A 22588-nucleotide genomic window follows, 5' to 3' on the forward strand; every position below is an offset into this window, starting at 1 on the left:
TCATCCAGCTACATATTGTGGAATAAGTCCACAACCCCGGCAACACAAAAACAACCCAACAACCTAAAAAACAAGCGATTAAACACAAAACAAAATCATGGCATCATTCTGTACCTTATCTGATCGTAATTTAATTAGAACACGATTTTAAATTTTATAATTATGAAAAAGATCATTTTATCAGCAGCGTTCCTGGCATTTGCAGGATTAACCACAGTAAAAGCAAGCGACATTAAAGTTCCAGTTGCCATCAATGCACAACAAGATAGTGTAACTAAAACTCCGGTTGAAGTGAAGGATCTTCCTGATGCAGTTAAGACCACATTAGCTTCAGACAAATATAAAGCATGGGCTCCAACAGCAGCATTCCTCGTTACAAAAGCAGACAAATCTGAGCATTATCAGATTGATGTTAAAAAACAAGAAGAAACCGCATCTTTAAAAATTGGTAAAGACGGCGTAGTTATAGAATAATCCCTATATTCCTCAATAAATAACAATTTAACACCTTACAAAAGCCGGATTTCATCCGGCTTTTGTATTTTTGCTATTATCTCTAGCTAACTACCTATGGCAAAAATACTGATCATTGAAGACGACTCTACTTTCTCACAGGTACTAGAAGGCTTTCTTACAAAGCATGGTCATGAACCTTATGTTGTAAATGATGTAAAAAAGGCTTTTAAAATAACGGATCAGCAAAGTTTCGATCTCCTATTGATCGATTATCGCTTACCAGATGGCACCGGACTAGATGTGCTTTCGCATGTGCTCGAGAAGGGTTCACCGCAACCCGCCATCATCATGACCAGTTTTAACGACGTCAGAACAGCCGTAAAATCTATACAGCTCGGTGCTTTTGATTACATCACCAAGCCGGTTAACCCAGATGAGCTGCTCATGATTATAAAAAATGCGCTGGGCAAAAAAGAGACCATTAAATCAGGAAAGTCTGTTGAACATATGGATGCCATAAAAGGCAAAAGTGTAATTGCAGATAAGCTTTATGAACACATTAACCTGGTAGCCCCTACTGATATGTCTGTGATTATACAAGGCGAAAGTGGTACCGGTAAAGAATATGCTGCCCGAGAACTGCATATGCAGAGTAAGCGGAGCAATAAGCCTTTTGTAGCTATAGACTGTGGAGCACTGTCTAAAGAGCTCGCAGCATCCGAACTATTTGGTCATACCAAAGGGGCTTTCACAGGTGCGTTAAATGATAAAAAAGGTCAATTTGAGGCCGCTGGCGGGGGCACTCTTTTTTTAGATGAGGTCGGCAATTTAAGTTACGAGGTTCAGGTTAAAATGCTTCGGGCACTTCAGGAAAGAATTATACAGCCTCTCGGTAGTACTAAAACCATTAAGGTTGACGTAAGAATTATTACCGCTACAAATGATGATTTGAAAACAAGCGTAGCTAATGGTACATTCAGAGAAGACCTTTACCATCGACTTAATGAATTTAAAATACAATTACCGGCATTGCGGGACAGAGGAAAGGATATTGAGCTTTTCATCAACCATTTTATAAAGTTATCCAATCAGGAATTAGGCAGGCATGTCCAGAACATTTCGACTGAGGCAAAAGAACTGTTGCTTCAGTACGACTGGCCGGGCAACCTTCGGGAACTTAAAAATGTAATTAAGCGAATGGTCTTATTAACGCCATCAGACACAGCTGAAGTTGATTCTCTGCCTGATGATATGATCATTTCTATTAATCAGCTACCAAGGCCAAATACAAGTGATCTAAAAGCGATTAATGAAGTAAATGAAAAGGCGATGATTATGGAAACGCTGATTAAGGTTAAATACAATAAATCTAAAGCCGCGAAACTGCTCAATATAGATCGGAAAACGCTATACAGTAAAATGGAGCGTTACGACATCGAATAAATGGTTTATCCCAACTGCTTAACCTGAGTCAATAGCTGACTTAGCTGCTGCAACAAACTTTCTATTTTACGCTTTTTAATCGGATCTAAACCTTCACTACCAGTAAGCTCCATTTCCATCAACCTGAAGGATGTAGCAAGTTTTTTTGCCCCTATCTGTGCTATTCGCCCTGCCAACCGATGGGTAAGCAATCGCAGACGAGGCTGATCGGCTTTATTGATTGCATCCAATATTTCATTGTTATCATCCAAACTATCTGCTGAAAATCTGATCAGTATCTTTTTTAACTGCGCTTCATCATCGAAAGTCATTTTCTTTAAACCAGTTAAATCCAGGTCAATCGTTTTTGTTTCATCCCGTTCATCGTCTTCTTCCTCCGCAGCAGGTTGATCGTAAAATACTGACAAAAGCTCCTCTTCTTTAAAAGGCTTCATCACCAGGCCATCAAACCCATTACTTAAAAGCAATTCGCGCTCATCAGGCAAGACCTGTGCTGTAATTGCATAAATCTTTACTGCATTACCCAACTTTTCCCTGAGCAGCTTGCAAAGGGTTATGCCATTCATTTCTGGCATCCGCATATCCATCAATATATGCGTTACTTTATTATCCCATGATGCATTTAGCAATTCGGCGGGCGAATTAAAAAACCGGGCCTCAATTCCATGATTTTGAAACATGACCGCACACAAGTCAAGGATTAACCGATCATCATCTACTACCCAAACCCTACCCTTATAACCCAGGGGCGCAATAAGCGAACTTTCATATTGAGGTTCAACAGCTGTTTTAAGGGTTAGATAAACGGTAAAAATACTTCCTTCACCCTTCTTGCTTTTCACATATATCCGTCCACCCTGTTGTTCAATTAATGATTTAATAATGGTTAAACCCAGTCCGGCACCAGATATATTCAATTCTTCATCTGTTAAAGTATTGACCTGTTCAAATTCATTAAATATCAGTTCACTTTCATCCTCGCTAAGTCCAACTCCAGTATCTTTTACCATAAAAGTAAAATGAAGGAGCTCGCCCCGCCTTTTATAAAAAGCAGAAAGTGTGACTTCTCCTTTTACCGTAAATTTTATCGCATTACCTAAAAGATTGTATAAAATCTGCTTTAATCTAAAAGGATCTCCCTCTACATATTTTAGTCCGGAAAGCTCAAATTCAGCAATCAGTTTTAGTGATTTTAGTTCGGCCTGGGCACGCATTACCGAAACCACTTCGAGGAGCAGTTGTTCGATATCGAATGCTTTTTCTGAGAAGGTAAATTTGCCCGAAATGATGCGGTTATAGTCCAGCACTTCGTTTACAATCTGCAGCAGATGTTCTGAGGAATGATAGATGGCATCAATATCCTTACGTTGCGGTCGCTCCTGCTTTCGGATGATCTCAGCATACCCAATGATGGATTGCAAGGGTGTTCTGATTTCGTGACTCATATTGGAAAGAAACCGCTGTTTCGCTCTTCCATGATATTCCGCTTCGTCTTTTGCCAGCTCTAACTCCGCCCTGTACTTGTTGCTTCGGGTAATGTCTGTTAAAATGAAATATAGCAGTAATATGGTTAAAAGGAAGAAAACCAGCATAATGATACTGATCGTATTGATGCCCGTATTTACCACATTTTTTGCCTGTATGCCATTTAATTCTATTTGTGCGACAACCTCGCTTTCCACTTTTCTTAAAACATCAAGCATCTGGCTAACCAAAAGGTTATTTGCATCCGTTAAAAGCGCTTCCCTATTTAAGAAACGCTCGTTTTTAATCCGTTGCTCCTGCTCGATCACCTTTAACGATTGCTCCAGGTTTTTAGTCATCCGGTCTTCGGCAGACAGCGCGATGGTATCTCTTTTTACCCTTTCTTCGTTTACAATCTTGAAAGCATTTTCCTGCTCATTGGTCTTTTTCTTACCAAAAATTTTACTAAAAAAGCCTTTTCGCTCTTCTGTTGGGTATATCGTTGTTGTGGATGTTTTTTGCTCTGTAGCAACAATGGTACTATCAGCCTGTTCTGAGCCCCTGGTTACCAGCGCACTTAGATTTTTAACTTGCTCGGAGAATGACTTGTTATTGACCAGCCGCTCCCTTACTTTGAGGTAATTTATAAATTGTTTATCTCTCTCGCTTAAGAGTTTTTTGATCGTTAAAATTCTCCTCAGCTGAGTAGAGTCATTCGCATATAAGCTGGCCAGGGTATCTAATACCAACCGCAATTGCCCGGATTCCTTAAACAATTGGTTGTAGTTACCGGGATCGTTAAATGCTTGTTTCTTTTGCAGCTGATCAAGGCTGCTGATTTTTCGGGATATCGCATTCACTACCCGTAGCCGCTCACTTGGTGCTGAGACATTCTCGACAGTGGCCAGCATTTCCTTAAAAGCCACCTTACTTACTCCCCAAGCCATAAACAAGGCAAAGCAAGCTAAAAGTAATGCAATAATGATTTTTCCTTTTACGGCTTTAAAAAATCTGGTTTGGGGTTTATTACTCATCCTGGTTGTTAACGATAAAACATTAACAAAAAGTGTGCTATAATCAAGCGCTTATAAAGAGCCTAGTGATCTTACTGCCTTTAAAAAATCCCATGGTTTTTTATTTACGGCTTCTTTTTCTTCAGCAACCAACAGCTTTGCAAGCTGCGCAATCCGGGCTTCGTTTTCGCTAACCGTCCTGTCGCCCAGCGCTACCAGCCTTTCAAGATTTGCAGGACTTGCCGCGTCCAACCCTTCTTTAATACTATCCAAACTGTCGGGCTCAATACGAATGTAATTGTCCCCTTTTCCGGTCGAATGAAACAGCTGCTGCAGAAAGAAATCACTGGTCTCAGCCACTCCACTCATCATAATATCCAATATTGCAGGCACAATAGCCATTGCACTGCTTTTTTTAAAATGATCATAATCATAAGACCTTCTGGAACGACCCGTGCCCAGTGAAACTAAAAAAATATCATTAATCCGGGTTTGGTTAAAGGCCCGCGTTACTTCTATCAAACCACTTAAAGCGGGGTTTGTTGCAAATACCCCCCCATCAAGCAAGGGGTAACGCACATTAGCCAGGGAGTGTATTTCTGCTACACTGAAATAAGTAGGTGCAGCCGAAGTAGCGCGACAAACGTCCCTTAAATAAAAATCACGGATATCACCTCTGGAAATTGCATTCTGTTGCCTAAAAAAATGGGTTTTCCTCAGTTCGATATTATAGGCACTTATGATGCAGGGCTTGATCAATTGACTGAGTTTTTTTTCCCCGAAATAATTCTTGAGCACGCCTTCGAAAATCTGACTATTGTATCGCTCTCCCGCAAGCCCCAGCTTTGCCCGGATGCGTTTAAAGAAACTCATTTTAAAAATCTCATTCCCATGCTCCAGATATAGATCTAATGCTGCCCGGGCCGAAAAACGAGGTCTTGTCGGATTTTCCTCTGCAGGGCATAGCAATAGACAGGTAAGTATGCCTCCGGTGCTGGTGCCCGCAAAAAAATCGAAATAATCTACTATAGCCGCATCGGGATTTTTACTTTCCAGTTTCAGCTTTTCTTCAAGTGCAACCAGAACCATTCCCGGGATAATTCCCCTTATTCCTCCACCATCAATAGAAAGGATTTTCTTCATAACATAACTAAGCCTTGCAGGTAAATATAGGTTTTCTGCCAGAATAGTTTAATACTTAGTCGTATATATTTAATACTTAATGCCGATTTTTAACAACCATTTTAAACCATCATGAACCAACTAAAATCTTTGTCACTGATTCTATTGATCTGTACTTATCTCCCTTCAATGGCTGTTAAAGTCAAAAAAATCAAGCCTACTACAGAAATAGAGATTAGCAAATCAGCCACTCATGTTGCACAAATATCTGATGATCGTCTGATCATCATTACGGGAAGTACTTATTTATTTACGGTGGACACTCCTGAGGATAAAGGCCTGGTATCTACAAAAATTAGTGCGAAGCAACTCCCAATGCAACTAAGGTCGAAAGATGGTTCTTTTCAAAAGTACAGGTTAATGGATAAGGATGGAATGGAAAAAGAAGATGGTGAGCTCGTAAATGGAGATCAGCTTGTAGTGACTGCTGAGGATGGGAAAGCGACAAAGACCTATCAAATTGCAATAAAAACTATGGCTGTAGCAGGGCATCTTTATTTACAAACAGAGAATGCAACCATAAATACTGGTTATGATTTGACCCTTTATTTTAGCGCAGGCCAAAGAACGCCCAATGCTACAGTTCAGCTCTTTTTACCTGCCGGCATCGAGGTCACGCAAGACAATACCACTGTTAACGTAATTGGACGTGGAGCGGTTAAATTAAAAGACTTATCCACTCAATCTATTGGTCGTGTTGGCGGTGCCTATTCTTATTCGAAGGTTGGCAGTGTAGCCATTGGCAAAACTGCTGATGGAGGCTCTATCCTTACCTTCAGCAACCTGGATTTGAGACCAAAAAATGGCCCGGACCTCAAGCTTACCATTGAAAATGTAAAATTGAATAAGGCGGGCAAATATACTTTTAGTGGTACTTATACAACTAGTAAACCTGAGGTTTTAACCAGCCCGGCTACAGGTGCGGCCTGTGCAACACTTACAGTAACTAACCCTGTTTCGAGCTTTGAAAGGATCGTAAACATGGACATTCAGTATAGGGAGACTCCTGACAGATACACCACTGTTGGTTTTAAATGGGGTGTAAATAATGACATCAAAAATGTTGAGGTGATGCAATCTGCGGACAATGGCCAAACCTGGACAACTGCTTCCGCGGTGATTGACACTAAAAAAGCGATGGCTACAGTGTCGGGTTTATTACCTAAAAAACTATATGCCTTTAAACTTAATACTAAGGATGGACCAAATAAAGGTTTATCTAATGAACTCAAGTTTTACTCAGGAAAAATGGACGTGAAAAGTTTTGGTGTAAAGGGCGATGGTACTACGGATGATACGCAGGGTATAAATGATGCGATCGAGTCTTTAAACAAAATGGGTGGTGGTACACTGTTGTTTAGTGCCGGAGTTTACAACGTGAGAACGGTTCATTTGAAAAGCAATGTTTATTTATTTGTGGATAAGGAGGCGACCATTAGGGCGATTAAAGGTGCCGACGCTCCGGAATCTACCTGGTTTAGTGATAAGAAATACCGCTCAGGGCTTTCGCCTACTGATGCAGGACCTTATGCTGATCCAGAGAATTATATGACGAAGCAAGATGTGGGCCATCATTATTTTAGGAATACCATGTTTTTTGGGGAGAGGCTGGACAATATAAAAATTATTGGCAATGGTCTGATAACGGGTAATGGAAACCTGGTAAATGGCGACAAGGTGATGAGCAATGCGCCCGACAATCGTGCAGATAAAATGTTTACCCTGAAATTGTGTACCAATCTGGAAATCGGTGGCATCTACCGCTCCGAAGATCTTTGGTATGATCCTAAAAGAGATGAACCGTATTATATTGGCAAAAACGACTCGAAAATAGCGGATGTAAGCAATATGTTAAGGATTGACCGTGCGGGGCACTTTGTTTTACTAGCTACGGGCACAGATAACATCAATGTGCATGATACCTACATGGCTAAAGAAAGTCAGGGGAATGCCCGCGATATTTACGATTTCATGGGCTGCAATAATGTTACAGCTACCAACATTTACTCAAAGGTAAGCTCGGATGACATTATAAAGCCAGGTTCTGATTGTTCATTGGGATTTACACGTCCGGCAAGGAATTATAAAGTCCGCAACATTATCGGTGATACCAACTGTAACTTATTTCAAATCGGCTCGGAAACTGCTGATGACATCAAAGATATTTGTGTAGACAACATCTATGTGCTTGGGGCTAATAAGGCTGGGTTCTCAATTTCAACGAATGATGGCGCACATATCAGCGACATTCACTTAAATTGTGGTCATACCGGAAAACTACATTCCCGTTCTCAGATGTACAGAACCAGGGCTCCTTTCTTTATTTCTATATCTAACCGCGCCCGTATCATAGGTGCCAGTGTGGGCAAATATGCCTTTACTGAAAATGGGGTAAAACATGATGAATTGCTGGTTAAGAATGTGAACATTGGTAAAGTAGAGAACATTATACTTAATGGAATAGATATTTATGAGGTCTATGCCGGAAGTTCTTACGGCGGAAAAAATGGTCGTTGGAAACCTTATGAAGGCACTGATGATAAAGCTACTCCAATCATTGCAGGCTACAAGTTACCAGATACAGAAACGGTTATAGGCGGGCTTAATTTTAAACTGCCAAACGGATTACATACCGGCTATATCAAAAACATCGTGTTTAACGATGTGCAGATATTGGTAAAAGGTGGAAACCCGCCCTCAGATACGGCAAACCTGGCTCCTGAATTGGGCGTTGGTCAATACAATGTTGGAAACTTGAAAGTCCAGCCCTCTTATGGAATTTGGGCACGCCACGTTAACGGTCTTACCATAAAAAACAGCTCATTTAATTATGAAAAACGCGACAGCAGATATGCAATTTTTCTGGATGACGTACAAAGGGCAAACCTATCCGGCTTAAAAATGGTTAGGGCAAGTAATAATCCCGTTGTCATCAAACTTAAAAACTCATCGGATGTTGTAGCCGACAACATTATTTACTTTAATGATCAGTGGGACAAATCGCCAACCAAATTACCCGCCATTAAACAATCAGAAATGAGTTCATCAGGTTTTCCTAAGTTGTAGTGTTTCAATTAACTCCTGTATAAAGAGGGTGGCAGATTTCTTTCTATATCCTCCTTTTTGCCACAAAATAAATGCTTGCTTGTAATATTCCTTTCCTGAGATTGGAATCGCAATCAGGTTTTCCCAGGTAATGAGTGCCTTCTCATTAAGGATAGTGGCCCAGCTCCCATCATCCACCAATGAAAGTAAGGAATGGATATTATTAATTTCAATTTTTATAAGCGGAGAAAGACGCGCCTTATGGAAGAGCTCGTCCAACAAGTCCCTGGAGCTAAATCCCTTGCTTGGCAAGCAAAGCTCTATTTTGGCAAGGTTAGCTAAAGAGATCTTTTTAAGACCTGCAAGTGGGTGGTGCTTTGATACCACCATCATGATCCTTGAGGAAAAAAGATGCTCCATTTCCAGACTGGCATCATCACTATCGGTTTGGTCATGAAAAGCAAGGAGTACATCAAGTTCGGCCTGTTTCAGTTTATGCTCCAACTCCATTGCAGTACCATATTCCACGACTATTTTAATACCCGGGTATTTAGCAGAAAAGGGAGCCAGTGCAGGTAACAATACAGAACTAAACGCAGAGGTAACACCTATTCTTAGCTCGCCAATAACCAGGTTATTTAATTCGAAAATTGCCTGCTTAGATTTCTTTACATCCAACACAATTTGTCGGGCATGATTTAAAAATACACCACCAGCCTCAGTTAAATGTACATGCTTCCCTATCCTGTCAAACAACATCATACCCAGCTCATCTTCCAATTGTTTAATTTGCTGAGAGAGGGTTGACTGCGTAACAAAACATGCCGCAGCAGCTTCAGTAAAGTGGAGCATTTCAGCAGCTTTAATAAAATAATTGATTTGTCTTATTTCCATGAGCTTCAATAATCAATCGTTAAAACTAATGAATATCATTAAAACAATCAATTTTACCACTTTAAATCTTATCCCGAAATTTGTAGCGCAGCAACGCAATAAAAAAACACCTATGTTCAGATCATTAAAGTACCGCAATTTCAAACTCTTCTTTTACGGACAATCCATTTCCCTTATAGGGACCTGGATGCAGAAGACGGCGGTGAGCTGGCTGGTGTACAGACTAACAGATTCGGCCATGTTATTAGGGCTGGTTGCCTTTGTGAGCCTTATCCCATCTTTAATTCTTTCTCCTTATGCCGGAAGTTTAATAGATAGAAACAACAAATATAAAATCCTCCTCGTTACACAAGTGATTTCGATGATGCAGGCAGGCGCACTTGCAGCCATCATTTTCTTTAAATATTATAATATTCCCATCATAATAGGTTTAAGCCTGGTACAAGGTATCATTAATGCTTTTGATGTAACTTGCCGCCAATCGCTTATGGTTGAAATGGTCGAAGATAAGGCTGATTTACCTAATGCCATCGCACTCAATTCCACCATGGCAAACCTTGCCCGAATTTTAGGACCTGCAATTGCAGGTGTTATCTTAAGCACTTTTGGCGAAGACTTCTGTTTTGTTGGCAATTTTGTAAGCTATATCCCAGTACTCATTTGTTTATTGATGATGAAGCTGAACCTCACTGTAATTCCACATGACCAGAAAAGCATTTGGGCAGAGCTGGAAGACGGATTTAAATATATATCCGGAGATAAAGATCTGAGCAGTATGATTGTCATGATTGGAATTAGCAGTTTATTTGTGATTCCATTCAATACCTTAATGCCTATTTTTGCGAAAGACTTGTTTCATGGTAATGCCGGGACTTTTAGCTGGTTCGAAAGTGCTGCAGGTTTAGGTTCGGTGGCAGCGGCTATGTACCTGGCCAACCTAAAATCGGCTAAACCGCTAATGAAAATCACGATTATTGCCAGTGCAGTATTTGGCTTAAGCCTAATACTATTATCTTATTCAAGCGTATTAACAATTGCCTTGGTCTTTATGACACTAAGTGGATTGGGTATGATGGCTCAGACTTCTGCAATCAACACTTATATTCAAACTCATGCCATTCCTGAAATGAGAGGGCGAGCAATCAGCTATTATGTCATGGCGTATCAGGGTATGATTCCCATTGGGAGTTTACTGATCGGCTGGGGAGCTCATGCTTTTGGGCCTAGATTGGCGGTTTGTATTGCCGGTCTCATCGGACTTTTAGCTACGGGTTTATTCCTGCTTTATCAAACCAAGCGATCTGGTAGACCGATTATGAGATTGATGTTCAAATTATGACGAAGCCACTCTTTAGGGAGTGGCTTCTTTCATTTCTATAGCTTTTCTTCCTTACAATCTGTAGGTGCAAACGTAAACCTGCCTTTATCAAAGTTAATCGGCTTTCCTTTTACAAAATAGGACTTGCCAACATTTGTCTCGATCTGGCCAACACCGAGTATCAGTTTGCCATCTTTCTTTAAAAAAGCCAATGGGTTTTTATAAACGGTTTTATTCGTTGTGCCAATCTGGAAGGTATAATCTACAAACAAGGTATCCCCCTTATATGCCCCTTCAAACTCCCCATCATTCTTCCCTTTTGTTTCATAGTTGATCAACAGATGCCCTGATAGTTTATCATTGAGAATTGGTCTGATTACTAAAGTGGCAGTATCCTTTCCATCTATGGCCATATAGCATTCCTTGGGAGCCAGTCCCTTCGATACAGCATTTAAACTATCCTTTAATTCCTGATTTTTTTGAGCATTCTGGTTACAGCTAAACAATAATGGCAAGGCCATAAATGACAAATAAAAGGCTGAATTTTTCATAATAACATTAAAATAAAATGAACGATTAACTAGTTGGTTTTAATGTTAAATAAAAAAAACAGGCACATTGTTTTAAATAATTTCAAACATCTTTACTTTTTTTATCTTATCAGCTTATTATTTTATTTTGCAACTATTAAATTCTAGCTTACCAAAAATGAAAATCTTAAGATGAACGATTTTAATTGAAACAGCCAGCACAGTATAAATGACAATTTGGCTTTCATTGAAACTATTTTACCTTATAATCCTCCACCTGCTCTAACAGTTCCATTGACTTCATTAGTGGTATCCACTCTTTTCCGCTAAAAATAAGCTGAAACCATTTCTTATTTCTGTTTTCGTATTTGATATTAAAAAACAACCACATAGAAACATAAGTGAATGTAATGGTAATCACTATTGTAATTATCCATTGAAATAAATTCCAATCCGTAAGCATAGTTTCGTTCCACCAAAAGGTTGTCCAAACTGGTAGTTGTAAAAATAAAATTCTTGTAGACCAAAGCGTGGAAATTCTTAATTGCACAAGTTTTCCTTGTGTTTTCAAAATAGATTCGTCGCTATTTACTTGATAAATTTTTATTAACTGATAAATATAAACAAACAGGGCAATAGCTGTAAGTAAAATCTGAATTGTAGCTGAAAAAAGGAAAAACTTGTTGGCTTCCGAAAATGTGTTCAAATAAATTCGGCCCAGAACAGTTGCTCCGATACTCACCCATAATATCCCCACTAAAAGTGCAAATATTTTGATGGGCTTCATTGAGCTTAAAAAGTTATAGACCTTTATTCGAGTTATATCTTCTGCGTTTTTTCTGTTTATTATAAAACTTTCCTCCAATTTTTCATTGGCTGTTTTCCAAAGTTCCTTTAATTCCAATTCGTTCATTTCTTATGATATTAATTGTGAAAACCGTGTTTTTAATTTTTCTTTTATACGTCCTATTTTTGTACCTACGTTGCTTACGGACAGTCCCAATACTTCAGCAATTTCAATATGGCTTTTATCTTCCAGATAAAGTAATATCAAGGCTTTGTCAAGCTCTTTCAATTCACTTATAAATTGCTCTAATAAGGTCAGCTGCTGTTCGGTTTCCGCTTTGTCTGCAGTTAAGATTTCTGTTGTTTGTTTGCTCAATACAGTAAATAGGTTTGTTCTTGTTGTGTTTTTCCGATAAAACGAAATAGCGACATTCAGTGAAATACGGTATAACCACGTTGATATTTTAAATTGGTCATTGTATTTGTAAACAGATTGCCATATTTATATCATCATTTCTTGCATCAAGTCTTGTCTGTCGTTTTCGTTTGGACAATACACACGGGCAACCTTGAACAAAATGCCCTTGTGCTGTTCAATGATTTCCGTAAAGAATTTCTGTTGCTCCTGTTTATTCATTATAGCTGTGAAAACCAATCTTTAATAAAATTAAATTTGCAATTTTTTATTAAACTCCTTTTCTTAATTATTCGCAGACCCTTTCAAAAAATCACAATCTGGAGCTATTTTTAATAACAGTTTCTATTCTATAAACATAGTCCTGAATATTTACAGTTTTACCCAGATGTACCGAAATCTCTTGAGATGGTTAGGCGGATGGGGTAACGATGCTAAGAGGACCTGGTAACCCCATACTTTCTCTTCAGAATGCTTCTGATACTAAGGTGAACCTGATGCCTTTCTTAAATCTGGACCATTCAACCACCATCTTTTTGAATTCATCAGCAAACACTCGGTGTTTCGTATTAGTCGAATTTAAAATTATATTTAGGATGTACAGCGAAGACAAAATCAATACAAAGAGAGCCGTGATTGGTTCAATATTACCCGAAAAAATTTGAATTTGACGAAAAAACTTATCGAACCGCCCAAATGAAATGTAACGCAAACCATCTTTCAGATAAACAATGGCTTACAACAAAACAAAAACAGGAAAAGCGATTTTTAATCACTTTTCCTATCTAGTAGCCCATAAGCTACAAATATCGAACTCTTTTATAGATGATTTACATAATGCAGCAGGTTTAGAGGATTGTCCATATTAATTGAATAATCTAACACCCAGCAATTGTGATTTACCAATTCTGGGTGTTAATTAGGCTTACAAAGAGTTGAAACCTTATAGGGCATTTTTATTAATTGCTATCAATATTTTTAAAAAATGACTTTTTTGGCTACCAAAAAATTAACATATATTAAGACTTACTGCATTTATTTATATGGATGAATTGTGTAATTTAGTTTCATATCAAATTAACTCACAATCTATGAACCTCCCACAATCATTGCACAATCTGCATAGAATAGTTTTGCTCTTATTTTTCTTAACCTCTCTTTCACTCTTCAGCTTTGCGCAAAAAACAATTTTTAATCCTTTGGTTGGCTTTGATGGTAACAACCCGAATTTAAAAATTGTTAAAGTAATTTTGAGTGATACAGCAACCATTTTAAACTTCGTTACCACAGAATCTGCAGGAAATTGGATTCGCATTCCGAAAAATACCTATATACAGCTAAATGGTGAGCCGAACAAACTTTTTATAAAAGCAACTAGGGGGATCCCTTTTAACGAAAATTATACCATGCCAGATAGTGGTAAAATCGCTTATCAACTAATCTTCCCAAAAATAACCCCTGCAGCCAGCTCCATTGATTATGGCGAAGACGATAGCGACGGTTGGAAAATTTACGACATTGAACTGGCAAAAACACAAAAACCACTACCCAATTTCCTTTATACCGAGTGGTACAACAAGACAAATAGTAAACTAAGCATTGCTTTTTATAATAAAGCTGTTGTTTTAGATAAAAAAGTTTGGGAGTATAAAAACATCACAAAAAAGAACAATACCTATACCATATCTATTGCCTATAATAAGCAGAATAAACAGGTTTATGTAGAACGGCTAGCCAACAATGAAATAAACATTACGGTTAACAAGCTTACCGAACGACTTAGCAGCAATAAAGCAAACTGTATGCAAACCGTTTCTAAAGAAGTGTATAGACTCCCTCTTTTAAAAAGTGACAGTACTGTTTTTAGCGGATACATTAAGAATTACTCGCCAAAACTAAATACTAAAACATTAATGCTTTACATCGATAATAATATAACGGGCAAACAAGAAAATGCTATAATAAAAATAAATACCAATGGTTATTTCTATAAAAAAATACCCTTATACCATTTTCAAAGAGTTTTTTTAAGATCGGATATTAGCAACGAAAATGATATTTACCTCGAACCAAGTAAAGAACTTTTTGTGATACTTGGAAGCGGACCTGTAAAATATGCAGGAGATATTGCCCAACTTAATTATGATTTAAGCGAATTGAATAGCATTGACCAATATAATTACGAGACTACGAAAAAAAAAATGGCAAACATGCAGCCGAACGATTATAAAGCTTATTTACAGTATCTCCAACACATTGAAAACACCAAGTTGGATTCGGTTAATAAATTAGGCAAAATTTCAGCAAAAGCTTATCAGGTAAAAAAGCTGAATATCCTTTTTGAATATGCTACCAGAATGATGGAATATCACATGAATTACAAATATGCTTACAGAGAAGCACACAAATTGGCAGATACAGCTAAAGTTACCGTTGCAAAATATCCTGCTGGTTATTACAATTTTATTGATAATGAAATCTACAACAACGAACTCAATGTAATTTCAGATAATTACAACACTTTTATAAACCGGATTAAATTTGCACCTGGTTTTAGAAAAACAAGCTATACCCATAATTATAAAGCCATTATAGCTAGATTAAAATCAACTGGAGCGCGGCCCAGCGAAAATGATATCGCTTTCGAAAAGCTAATAAGTGCCGATGGAATTAGTATTCTACAAGATAGCACCAGTAAAACAGTAGAAAAAAAATGGACTGCCGATCATAATGAGTTTATAAAAAGTTTTGTGTCTAACTTTTTCCAAAACAGCTATTACACCGCGTTAGACTCTGTATTAAGCATCAATAAGGGTATCTTAATTGATTTAATGAAAGCCCAGGATATTTCAAGACCGATTGTAGAACAATTAACTCCGCTTAGTGCAAATGAACTGGCATTGGAAACAAAAACCATTAGCAACCCTTTTATAAAGGACTATATTGCTTTGAAAAATAACGAAACCTTAACGCAGATTGCATTGAACAAAAATAGAGGTGGTTATTTTGAGAATGAAACACCAAAAGTTGAAGCAAACAAAATATTCGACAACATTATGAGTAAATATGCTGGAAAGGTTGTACTGGTCGATTTTTGGGCCACCTGGTGCGGTCCGTGTTTGAACGGGATTTCGGAAATAAAACCTTTAAAAGAAGAAATGAAAGATAGGAATGTTGTTTTTGTTTACATTACCGATGAGACTTCCCCCCTAGCTACTTACCAAAACATGATCCCTACCATTAAAGGCCAACATTATAGGTTAAAAAGTGATGAGTGGAGATATTTAGCCGATAAGTTTAAAATTACAGGTATTCCACATCAGATTTTAGTGAATAAAGAAGGTAAGGTGGTAAATCCTTATCTGGGCTTTATGGAAAACAAGGCGGTGAAGCAATTATTGGAGAAATATCTTTAATTTTTTTAATCCCTTAGAAAAAAATTAAAGACCTAAAGAAAAACAATTAATTTTATAACCATAACCCCCTCTGCAAAACTGTAAAGCATTCCCTAGCATACGACATAAAAAAAGCGGATTGAGTACAATCCGCTTTTTTTTCCGTAGCGGGAAGGGGAAATTCTTTGAACACCTAATACAGTTCTTAGACTTGCTAGATGCAGCGAAAACAGTATAAATGTTACGTTTTTGACTAATTACAGTACAGTTGATATGGTATTTCCCTTGGGATTTACACTTCTTCTGTTCAATCTTCTTAAAAATTATGCCAACACTTTTGGACCATGCCCCTTTTGCCATGCACTATATAAATGCCTGTGGGTTTAAAATAATCCATAACGTTTTTTGTCAGCCACAGATATGGTAGTTGTGCCTTTTAAGGTCTCTTTAATTATAGCAAAATCAGTCGGAGCGACTTCTCCTAATACCCTGGTGGGATCTTCTGCAATTAAATTAATCAACCAATCCTTGTTTTTCTTTTTTAGTTGAGAGCAATCAACATGCGAATCATAGGATAAATATGGACGATTTGCGCATTCAAGGTTTAAATGGAGGGCTTGTAACTCTGGAGTAGGAAAGACGTTATGATTCACATGTGAATTTATATAGACAGTAGCAAGCTTTATCGAATTGTCATTTGAAATGCCCACTATAATGAATCGTTTTTCCTTTGGAGGATTTGTGTCTTCAACAAAGCATTTAATGACTTTCCCCACAACAATACAGTTTTGGGCAAACTCTCTTTTGGCTTCTTCTCCAAATGCATCAGCTAGGTTCATAGGGGAACAAATACTAGCTAAGAATGCTAGATTAATTTTTCATTTGAAGATTGAATATAGTTGATCATTTTCTCATCGGCGCCACCAGCTAAAGCAATATCGATGAAGTCAAGTAGTTGAGGGTGTAATTTACGACTATTCTCCCAGGCAAGATCATGTGATTTATCTACTAAAGCTTGGAAACCAAGATTCTGATTATTAACAATAGAATGTTCAATAGCATTTATTTCTGATACAGAAAGTTCTTCGAGATCCGGATCTACTAACGCAGATACTGTTTTATTCTGAATAGATAACTTATCCGATAACTCATATTTAAAAACATCATATGCATATGATGGCACTGGTCCATATTCCATTGCTACATATTGATCTCCGGTTATAGGTCTTCCATAGAGCTTTAAATGTTCTTGCTCAGCAAAGTAAAGAATCTTACTAAGTTTGTGATACTTAACAGGTCCAAGCCTATTAATGATGTATAGGACAGCATTAATAGCTTTATCTTTATCTAATTCGAACTGAATCATATTCTGCATGCAAATTTACTATAAATATTGGATAATTATACAAAGTTCTTCACAATGAACAGTTTGTGTGTAATTCCATGTACAATATTACGGTTCCAAACCGCAGCCTATCTGCGGAAAGATTCTTTTTAAACAGCATATTCATAAAAGAAATTGACCACAATAAGAAAATAACAAGAAGCACAGCAGGTGTTTTCGCGTCAGTTGTACTGCGTGTAATTTTTCCTTTGCCGCTTTCAAATGACCAATCAAAACCATTTCATATACGACAAAAAGAAAGAGACTTAAAAATCAAGTCTCTTTCTAATTAATATAATTTCAAGTGATAAGCCGCTTATTAAAAATTTCACCAACACTTTTGGACCACGACTATTTATTTGTTCTTCTTTGTGTTCATGTATACTCTGTATAATTTCCATCCATTTGCATTTCTTGAAAATTCCATATTCTCAATTCGTTTATTGTTATCGTAGTCAGAATATTCAGCGTAAGTTCCTATATCAGCTATTTTTTGTGTTAACTGAAAATGTGTAACAATAGAATCATGATACATGATTGATTCTTCAGAAAGGAATTTCCCAAAAACTTTATTTATTGAATCTTTATCACTTATCACGAATTGAGGATCTCTATCCTCAAAGCCTTTAACTTCAAAAGGAATCGAAATAAATTCGGTTATATTTTTCGCATTTTTGCTGCTGATAGCTTTGCGAAATCCATTCCAAAAAAGTTGAAAATTTTGAGTATCTTCAAAATGATTTTCATTAGCCTTTTTTGCAGGGAAAATTCCTCCTTCTCTTGAAGAAACGTTATTCTCGATCCTATTTCCGCATGAATGCAACATTATTATACAAACGATCGAAATAGTTATTTTAAGATTTGTCTTCATAATTATCTGGTTTTAATGTGTTTATTTGTATTTAGGCAAAATGTATGATGGTTCAAAGGTAGTTGGGAATCTATATAATCTAATATCAGATCTTGATATTCCATATGTAGAAAGTGAGACTGCATTTGACCAATTTCCATGTAAAATAACAAGACTTCCATTCGATTTTTCTCCTGCTACAAATCCCACATGTCCTGTTCGAAAGACTGCAATAGCACCATAAGCAGGTTTATCAAGACCTCTGCCCCAAGTAGACCAATTATTACCTGTTGGACCAGCTCCTTTTATATTGGCTTTACTCATAGACCAGTGAGCGAAGGCTGCACACCATGGTGTCTCATCGTTTTTAGATTTATTCCCTGCTGAATTCAGGTACATAATTATTCTCGGATTATTACCTGGATTTTGTTCCCTCTGTCCCTTTTCCATGAAAGCATGATCCATCCAAGGAGTACCACTTCCTTTAGCATTCATTGATGATTTAGAGTTTACTTCACTAGCATCAAAAGATTTATGGCTCTGTCCATTTGTTGGATCATTATAAGTATTCCAGTTACGCTTTTCCCAATCTGTCTGTGGTGTCGGTGCCCCTCTTTGGATTTGCCCGTTTCCACTCCATCCTGCCAGTACCTCTATATCATCTGCAAACCCCCACACACCTTTTTGAAACGCATACCGTGTTCCATCTTCACCGGTTCTTAGCTCTCCTTCTTTTGCATTTCGTCCATCCCATAATCCGGAGGGGTCTGTGAATATAGCCGGATTATTGCTCATCGCCAAATAAGGACTGGCATGCTGCATCATAGGGTCAGGCTGCATCCAGCGGCCTATCTGCGGATCATAGCTGCGGGCTGCAAAATCATACCAATCCAGCCCGTATTTATCTCCATTTGCATCCTCGTACTCGTTTTGCTCCAGGTACTGGCTGTTGTATTTGACATCATTGACTTTGTTTCCCGGTGCTTTATAGGTATCGAAAGAAAGCCCGTAAGGGTAATAATGCGTTTCTTCGATCAGGCGGCCGCTCCATGTGGTCACATACAGGTTGTCCATGTATACGTTTGCGGGCGTTTGATTGCTGGTAAAAATATAAATGAACCCGTTTTCAGGCACGGTGATCTTTGGCAGGTCGATGTTCTTCCATGTAGCGGCAAGGCTTACCTGCACCGCACCGCTGGCCTCGGGCAAAAACTGCATCTTGCTGTCAAACATCATGTAGTTCAGGTGTGCCATAGGCTTTGTGGTATCCTGCTGTCCTTCGCGGATCTGTGTTAATGCACTTCCTGCCTGGCTCAGGCTGATGGGGAGCCCCTGTTGGGTTAATGCAATTCCTTCGGGGCTGATGGCAGCACCTCCGGTAATCAGTCCAACCAATCCTGTTGCCAGGCTTTGCAATGGCAATGCACTTCCGGGAATGATATTGTTAAAGAAATACGTTTGTACACCTATCTGGATCTGGTCATCAGCGCTCACCTTCAGGATGATGCTTGGCCCCATGCCCGGTGCATTGTCGGTTCCGATCAGCTTTGCGCAATACTTATTCTCAGGGGTGGAGCCTATCGGTCGCAGGGCGCGGGTACTTTCGATGTTCTCAAAAACGCTGGTCTCAAAATCATTGTTGACCGGCTCGCAGGTAGCAAGGTAGATAAGAGGGTCTTTGGTTGGCATCATACCACCTGCTTCCAATGGCACTCCTGAAGGATCAGGAGTGATGGTGTATCCCGGCTCAGCCGGAGGCTGCATGGTTCCGCTTGCGGCTCCTGCATCTTCGGTGATGATGCTGCGCACGTTATCCAAATGATCTTTGAGGAAATAATCATATATATAAGTATTGCCTGCCAGACCGCTTTCCACCCGTACACGCCCTTCATCGTGCATGATCATCTGGGCGGTACCGTTCTTGTAAATGATGTCCCCGATATAATCATAGGTATTCTCAACAGACGGGCCTGCACCGGACTGTAGGGTCTTTTTTTGCAGCAGGTTGCCCAGGGCATCGTAGAGGTAAGTCACCTGATCGCCTTTAAACGTTTCTATATAGGTGGGCTTGCCAATGGTAAACCAGTCGTTGGTGATGGTGCCCAGGCTACGGTTCTCATCATGGGAAATATTACCGTTGGCATCATAGGTATAGTCCTGTGAGGCTGATGAGCTGAGATTTTTGCGGAAGTCGCCATAACCATTGTGCTGCTCTGCATCTCTGGCCTCCTGGTCGTTGGTTTTATCTGCAATCTGCTTAATGGTATTGGAATTGGCATGATAGGTATAATGCAGATCGTCAAGGGCAATGATGCGCTTAACGTTGTTGATCCCCATATGCTTCATAGCAGTAATGTTCCCATTCGGGTCATAACTTACCGTGGTGGTAAAGTCCTTTACACCCTTGCTCCAGTCGGAAGGATTAAGGGTTCCCTGGTCTTTCTGCTGGTACTCGGCTTCTACCATGCGGCCCTGGTCATACATATAACCATAAGAGCGAAGCTCATCCGAGGTTCCTTTGTTGCGCCATTGTATTCCCGCTATCTTGCCGTCAAGGTAAGTGGTGTTGTAACCCTTATCGTAGTAAATCGCCATACCAAAATAAAAGCCCCTGGTCTTATCGTCACAGTATGCCTTGTTGATCCCGGTGATCCAGCCCCGGATGTTATATTCATAGTTGATCGGATGCGACATATTACCGAGGATCTTAACAGATACCCTGCCCAGCTGGTCGTAATTATACTGCGCTATCTTGGTGAATGATGCAGCGTTGTTGATCCGGTGGTGCACATACATCAGGCGGTCAAGCACATCATACTGGTATTTTTTAATGATGGTATACGCCCCGTGCGCCATCTGGCTGCTGATCATCCTGCCTTTAAAGTCGTAGCCCATAGTGGTTACCGCAAGGCTGCCATCAGGATTGGAGCGCTGCACCTGGATCAGCTCTGAACGCGAATTGTAAAAATTGCAGGTAGTTACACTGCCGGAACTATCGGATAATAATGCTTTGGTGCCGGTAAGCAGTCCTTTTACCTTGTTGCTGTTGGCTACATCATAGGCTCCGTAGTTGGTGGTAGTCACAAAAGGCGGAGGCGAAAAATCGTAGCTGTCAAAATAATAGCTTACAAAGATGGCTGCATTAGAGAAAACATCCCGGTACTGGCTGTGCTTATAAATCCTGCGGTTGTACAGGTATTGCAAAAAAGGATCGGTCAGTGATGAGAATGAAACAAGATCCTGCAACATCGCCCGGGTGTAAATAACATTGGAGGGAGTAGCGGGAGGTTTTGTTGGGTCATACTCAGCAAGAAACTCCGCATTCATCAGGCCGCTCTGGATCAGCCGGCCCGAAGGGTCATACTTGTTGAAGATCCATTTGCCCTGTACTTTTTTAAGCGGGTCTTGTGTGAGGATCACCTGGTCGTATTTGTCGTACACAAAATAGGTTTCGCCAATTCCCGGTTTTTTCAAAACGATCTGCCTGCCGTCCTCGTCATACTCATGACGTGTGCACAGGTTATCGGCAATCTGCTGGCTGATCACCTGCCCGTTAGCTGCAATAGCGGTGATGGCTTTTTGCGGGATCTCGAAACGAAGCCTGTTCAGCTCATCATATACATACAGCTGCTGGATGCCTTTATCATCTTTGAGGATCACTTTACCTTCCATATCGGTATAGGTAGATATGGTATTTCCTTCTTCATCGGTAACGGTATTGACCGTTAATGTACCTTCGGTATAATTGCCGATCAATACGGGCAGTGTTCCAGTAAAATCCATCTTCCATCTAAATACAGTGGAGGTATTGAGTTCGGATGTAATTGATCTTGATATTCCCTTTCCGACCCAGTTATTGCCTTCTGCCCGGGTTGCTTTCAGGCGGCTCAGCGGGGATGCTTCCAGGTCGTTTTCGCTGTACAAAAACTGTTCATCGCTATAACCCAATTCGGTGTAAGTACTGCGCAGGTTGGTCCATATGAATGGATTAAACTTTCCGTTGCGGGCGGGGTCGGTTTCGGCTTTGGCAAAGGGCAGCAGGTTGCGTACTTCTCTTCCGAAAGCATCGTAGATATGGTGCTGAACAATGTCTTTTTTGTCAGCAGCATTAAAAGGTTTCCTGACAATGGTTTGCAGGGGCCTGCCCAGGCCATCCGTACAGATGGTTTGCAGCGCGGATTTTGCACAATCCTCCTTGACCGCATTTAGCTCCAGATCTGTTTTTACCGGAGTAACAGGGCTGGTGTTTTTGGTATAGTTCAGGATCAGACCGGGCTTCAGGTCGGCTATCGTGGCCGGTGTTCCCAGCCCTGTTGCAGGGCCGAGATTGCTTGGGTCGGGAATATTCTGTGCCTGTGCTGCCATCCCAAAGACAAGTAGCAATATGAGTATATATAGTTTGATTGGTTTCAT

At 39.5% G+C, this 22588-nt stretch carries 15 protein-coding genes; 5 read left to right on the plus strand and 10 right to left on the minus strand.

What is annotated here, in order from left to right:
• Window positions 1-162: 162 nt before the first annotated feature.
• The gene (locus P0Y49_18900) at window positions 163-474 is read left to right on the plus strand and encodes a hypothetical protein (protein ID WEK18848.1); all 312 of its coding nucleotides are present in this window, start codon (window positions 163-165) and stop codon (window positions 472-474) included.
• A gap of 96 nt (window positions 475-570) precedes the next feature.
• Complete coding sequence (locus tag P0Y49_18905) at window positions 571-1899, plus strand: sigma-54 dependent transcriptional regulator (protein ID WEK18849.1); 1329 nt, start codon at window positions 571-573, stop codon at window positions 1897-1899.
• A gap of 5 nt (window positions 1900-1904) precedes the next feature.
• Here the strand turns inward: P0Y49_18905 and P0Y49_18910 are convergent, their stop codons facing one another.
• Together P0Y49_18910 and P0Y49_18915 are read right to left on the minus strand one after the other, a co-directional pair.
• On the minus strand, window positions 1905-4397 hold the full coding sequence (locus tag P0Y49_18910) for an ATP-binding protein (GenBank protein WEK18850.1): 2493 nt from the start codon (window positions 4395-4397) through the stop codon (window positions 1905-1907).
• Between the two features lie 51 nt (window positions 4398-4448).
• On the minus strand, window positions 4449-5519 hold the full coding sequence (locus P0Y49_18915; GenBank protein WEK18851.1) for a patatin-like phospholipase family protein: 1071 nt from the start codon (window positions 5517-5519) through the stop codon (window positions 4449-4451).
• 111 nt (window positions 5520-5630) lie between these two features.
• Between P0Y49_18915 and P0Y49_18920 the strand changes: the two genes are divergently transcribed.
• A complete protein-coding gene (locus tag P0Y49_18920; protein WEK18852.1) occupies window positions 5631-8624 on the plus strand; it encodes a glycosyl hydrolase family 28-related protein in 2994 nt (997 codons plus the stop codon).
• On the opposite strand, the gene P0Y49_18925 is transcribed toward P0Y49_18920, so the two are convergent.
• The gene (locus P0Y49_18925; protein ID WEK18853.1) at window positions 8604-9497 is read right to left on the minus strand and encodes a LysR substrate-binding domain-containing protein; all 894 of its coding nucleotides are present in this window, start codon (window positions 9495-9497) and stop codon (window positions 8604-8606) included. The two genes, P0Y49_18920 and P0Y49_18925, sit on opposite strands and share 21 nt — an antisense overlap.
• Before the next feature lie 28 nt (window positions 9498-9525).
• Here P0Y49_18925 and P0Y49_18930 point away from each other — a divergent pair, with 28 nt between their 5' ends.
• Window positions 9526-10836 carry an MFS transporter gene (locus P0Y49_18930; GenBank protein WEK18854.1) on the plus strand — a complete coding sequence of 437 codons (1311 nt, stop codon included), beginning with the start codon at window positions 9526-9528 and terminating at the stop codon, window positions 10834-10836.
• 35 nt (window positions 10837-10871) lie between these two features.
• Here the strand turns inward: P0Y49_18930 and P0Y49_18935 are convergent, their stop codons facing one another.
• The 3 genes from P0Y49_18935 to P0Y49_18945 all read right to left on the minus strand — a co-directional run bounded on the left by P0Y49_18935 (window position 10872) and on the right by P0Y49_18945 (window position 12633).
• On the minus strand, window positions 10872-11366 hold the full coding sequence (locus tag P0Y49_18935; protein WEK18855.1) for a hypothetical protein: 495 nt from the start codon (window positions 11364-11366) through the stop codon (window positions 10872-10874).
• A 232-nt stretch (window positions 11367-11598) separates the two neighbouring features.
• The gene (locus P0Y49_18940; GenBank protein ID WEK18856.1) at window positions 11599-12258 is read right to left on the minus strand and encodes a hypothetical protein; all 660 of its coding nucleotides are present in this window, start codon (window positions 12256-12258) and stop codon (window positions 11599-11601) included.
• Between the two features lie 3 nt (window positions 12259-12261).
• Complete coding sequence (locus tag P0Y49_18945) at window positions 12262-12633, minus strand: sigma-70 family RNA polymerase sigma factor (GenBank protein ID WEK21813.1); 372 nt, start codon at window positions 12631-12633, stop codon at window positions 12262-12264.
• A gap of 1004 nt (window positions 12634-13637) precedes the next feature.
• Here P0Y49_18945 and P0Y49_18950 point away from each other — a divergent pair.
• A complete protein-coding gene (locus tag P0Y49_18950) occupies window positions 13638-15962 on the plus strand; it encodes a TlpA disulfide reductase family protein (GenBank protein WEK18857.1) in 2325 nt (774 codons plus the stop codon).
• A 362-nt stretch (window positions 15963-16324) separates the two neighbouring features.
• Here the strand turns inward: P0Y49_18950 and P0Y49_18955 are convergent, their stop codons facing one another.
• The 4 genes from P0Y49_18955 to P0Y49_18970 form a co-directional block, all read right to left on the minus strand.
• Window positions 16325-16780, minus strand: coding sequence for a hypothetical protein (locus P0Y49_18955; protein ID WEK18858.1), 456 nt, complete (start codon window positions 16778-16780; stop codon window positions 16325-16327).
• A 26-nt stretch (window positions 16781-16806) separates the two neighbouring features.
• On the minus strand, window positions 16807-17316 hold the full coding sequence (locus P0Y49_18960) for a Panacea domain-containing protein (protein ID WEK18859.1): 510 nt from the start codon (window positions 17314-17316) through the stop codon (window positions 16807-16809).
• 364 nt (window positions 17317-17680) lie between these two features.
• Window positions 17681-18196: a hypothetical protein gene (locus P0Y49_18965; GenBank protein WEK18860.1), complete on the minus strand. Its 516-nt coding sequence runs from the start codon at window positions 18194-18196 to the stop codon at window positions 17681-17683.
• 21 nt (window positions 18197-18217) lie between these two features.
• Complete coding sequence (locus P0Y49_18970) at window positions 18218-22588, minus strand: TIGR02594 family protein (protein WEK18861.1); 4371 nt, start codon at window positions 22586-22588, stop codon at window positions 18218-18220.

The sequence above is a fragment of the Candidatus Pedobacter colombiensis genome, from assembly GCA_029202485.1.
GTDB classification, from domain to species: domain Bacteria; phylum Bacteroidota; class Bacteroidia; order Sphingobacteriales; family Sphingobacteriaceae; genus Pedobacter; species Pedobacter colombiensis.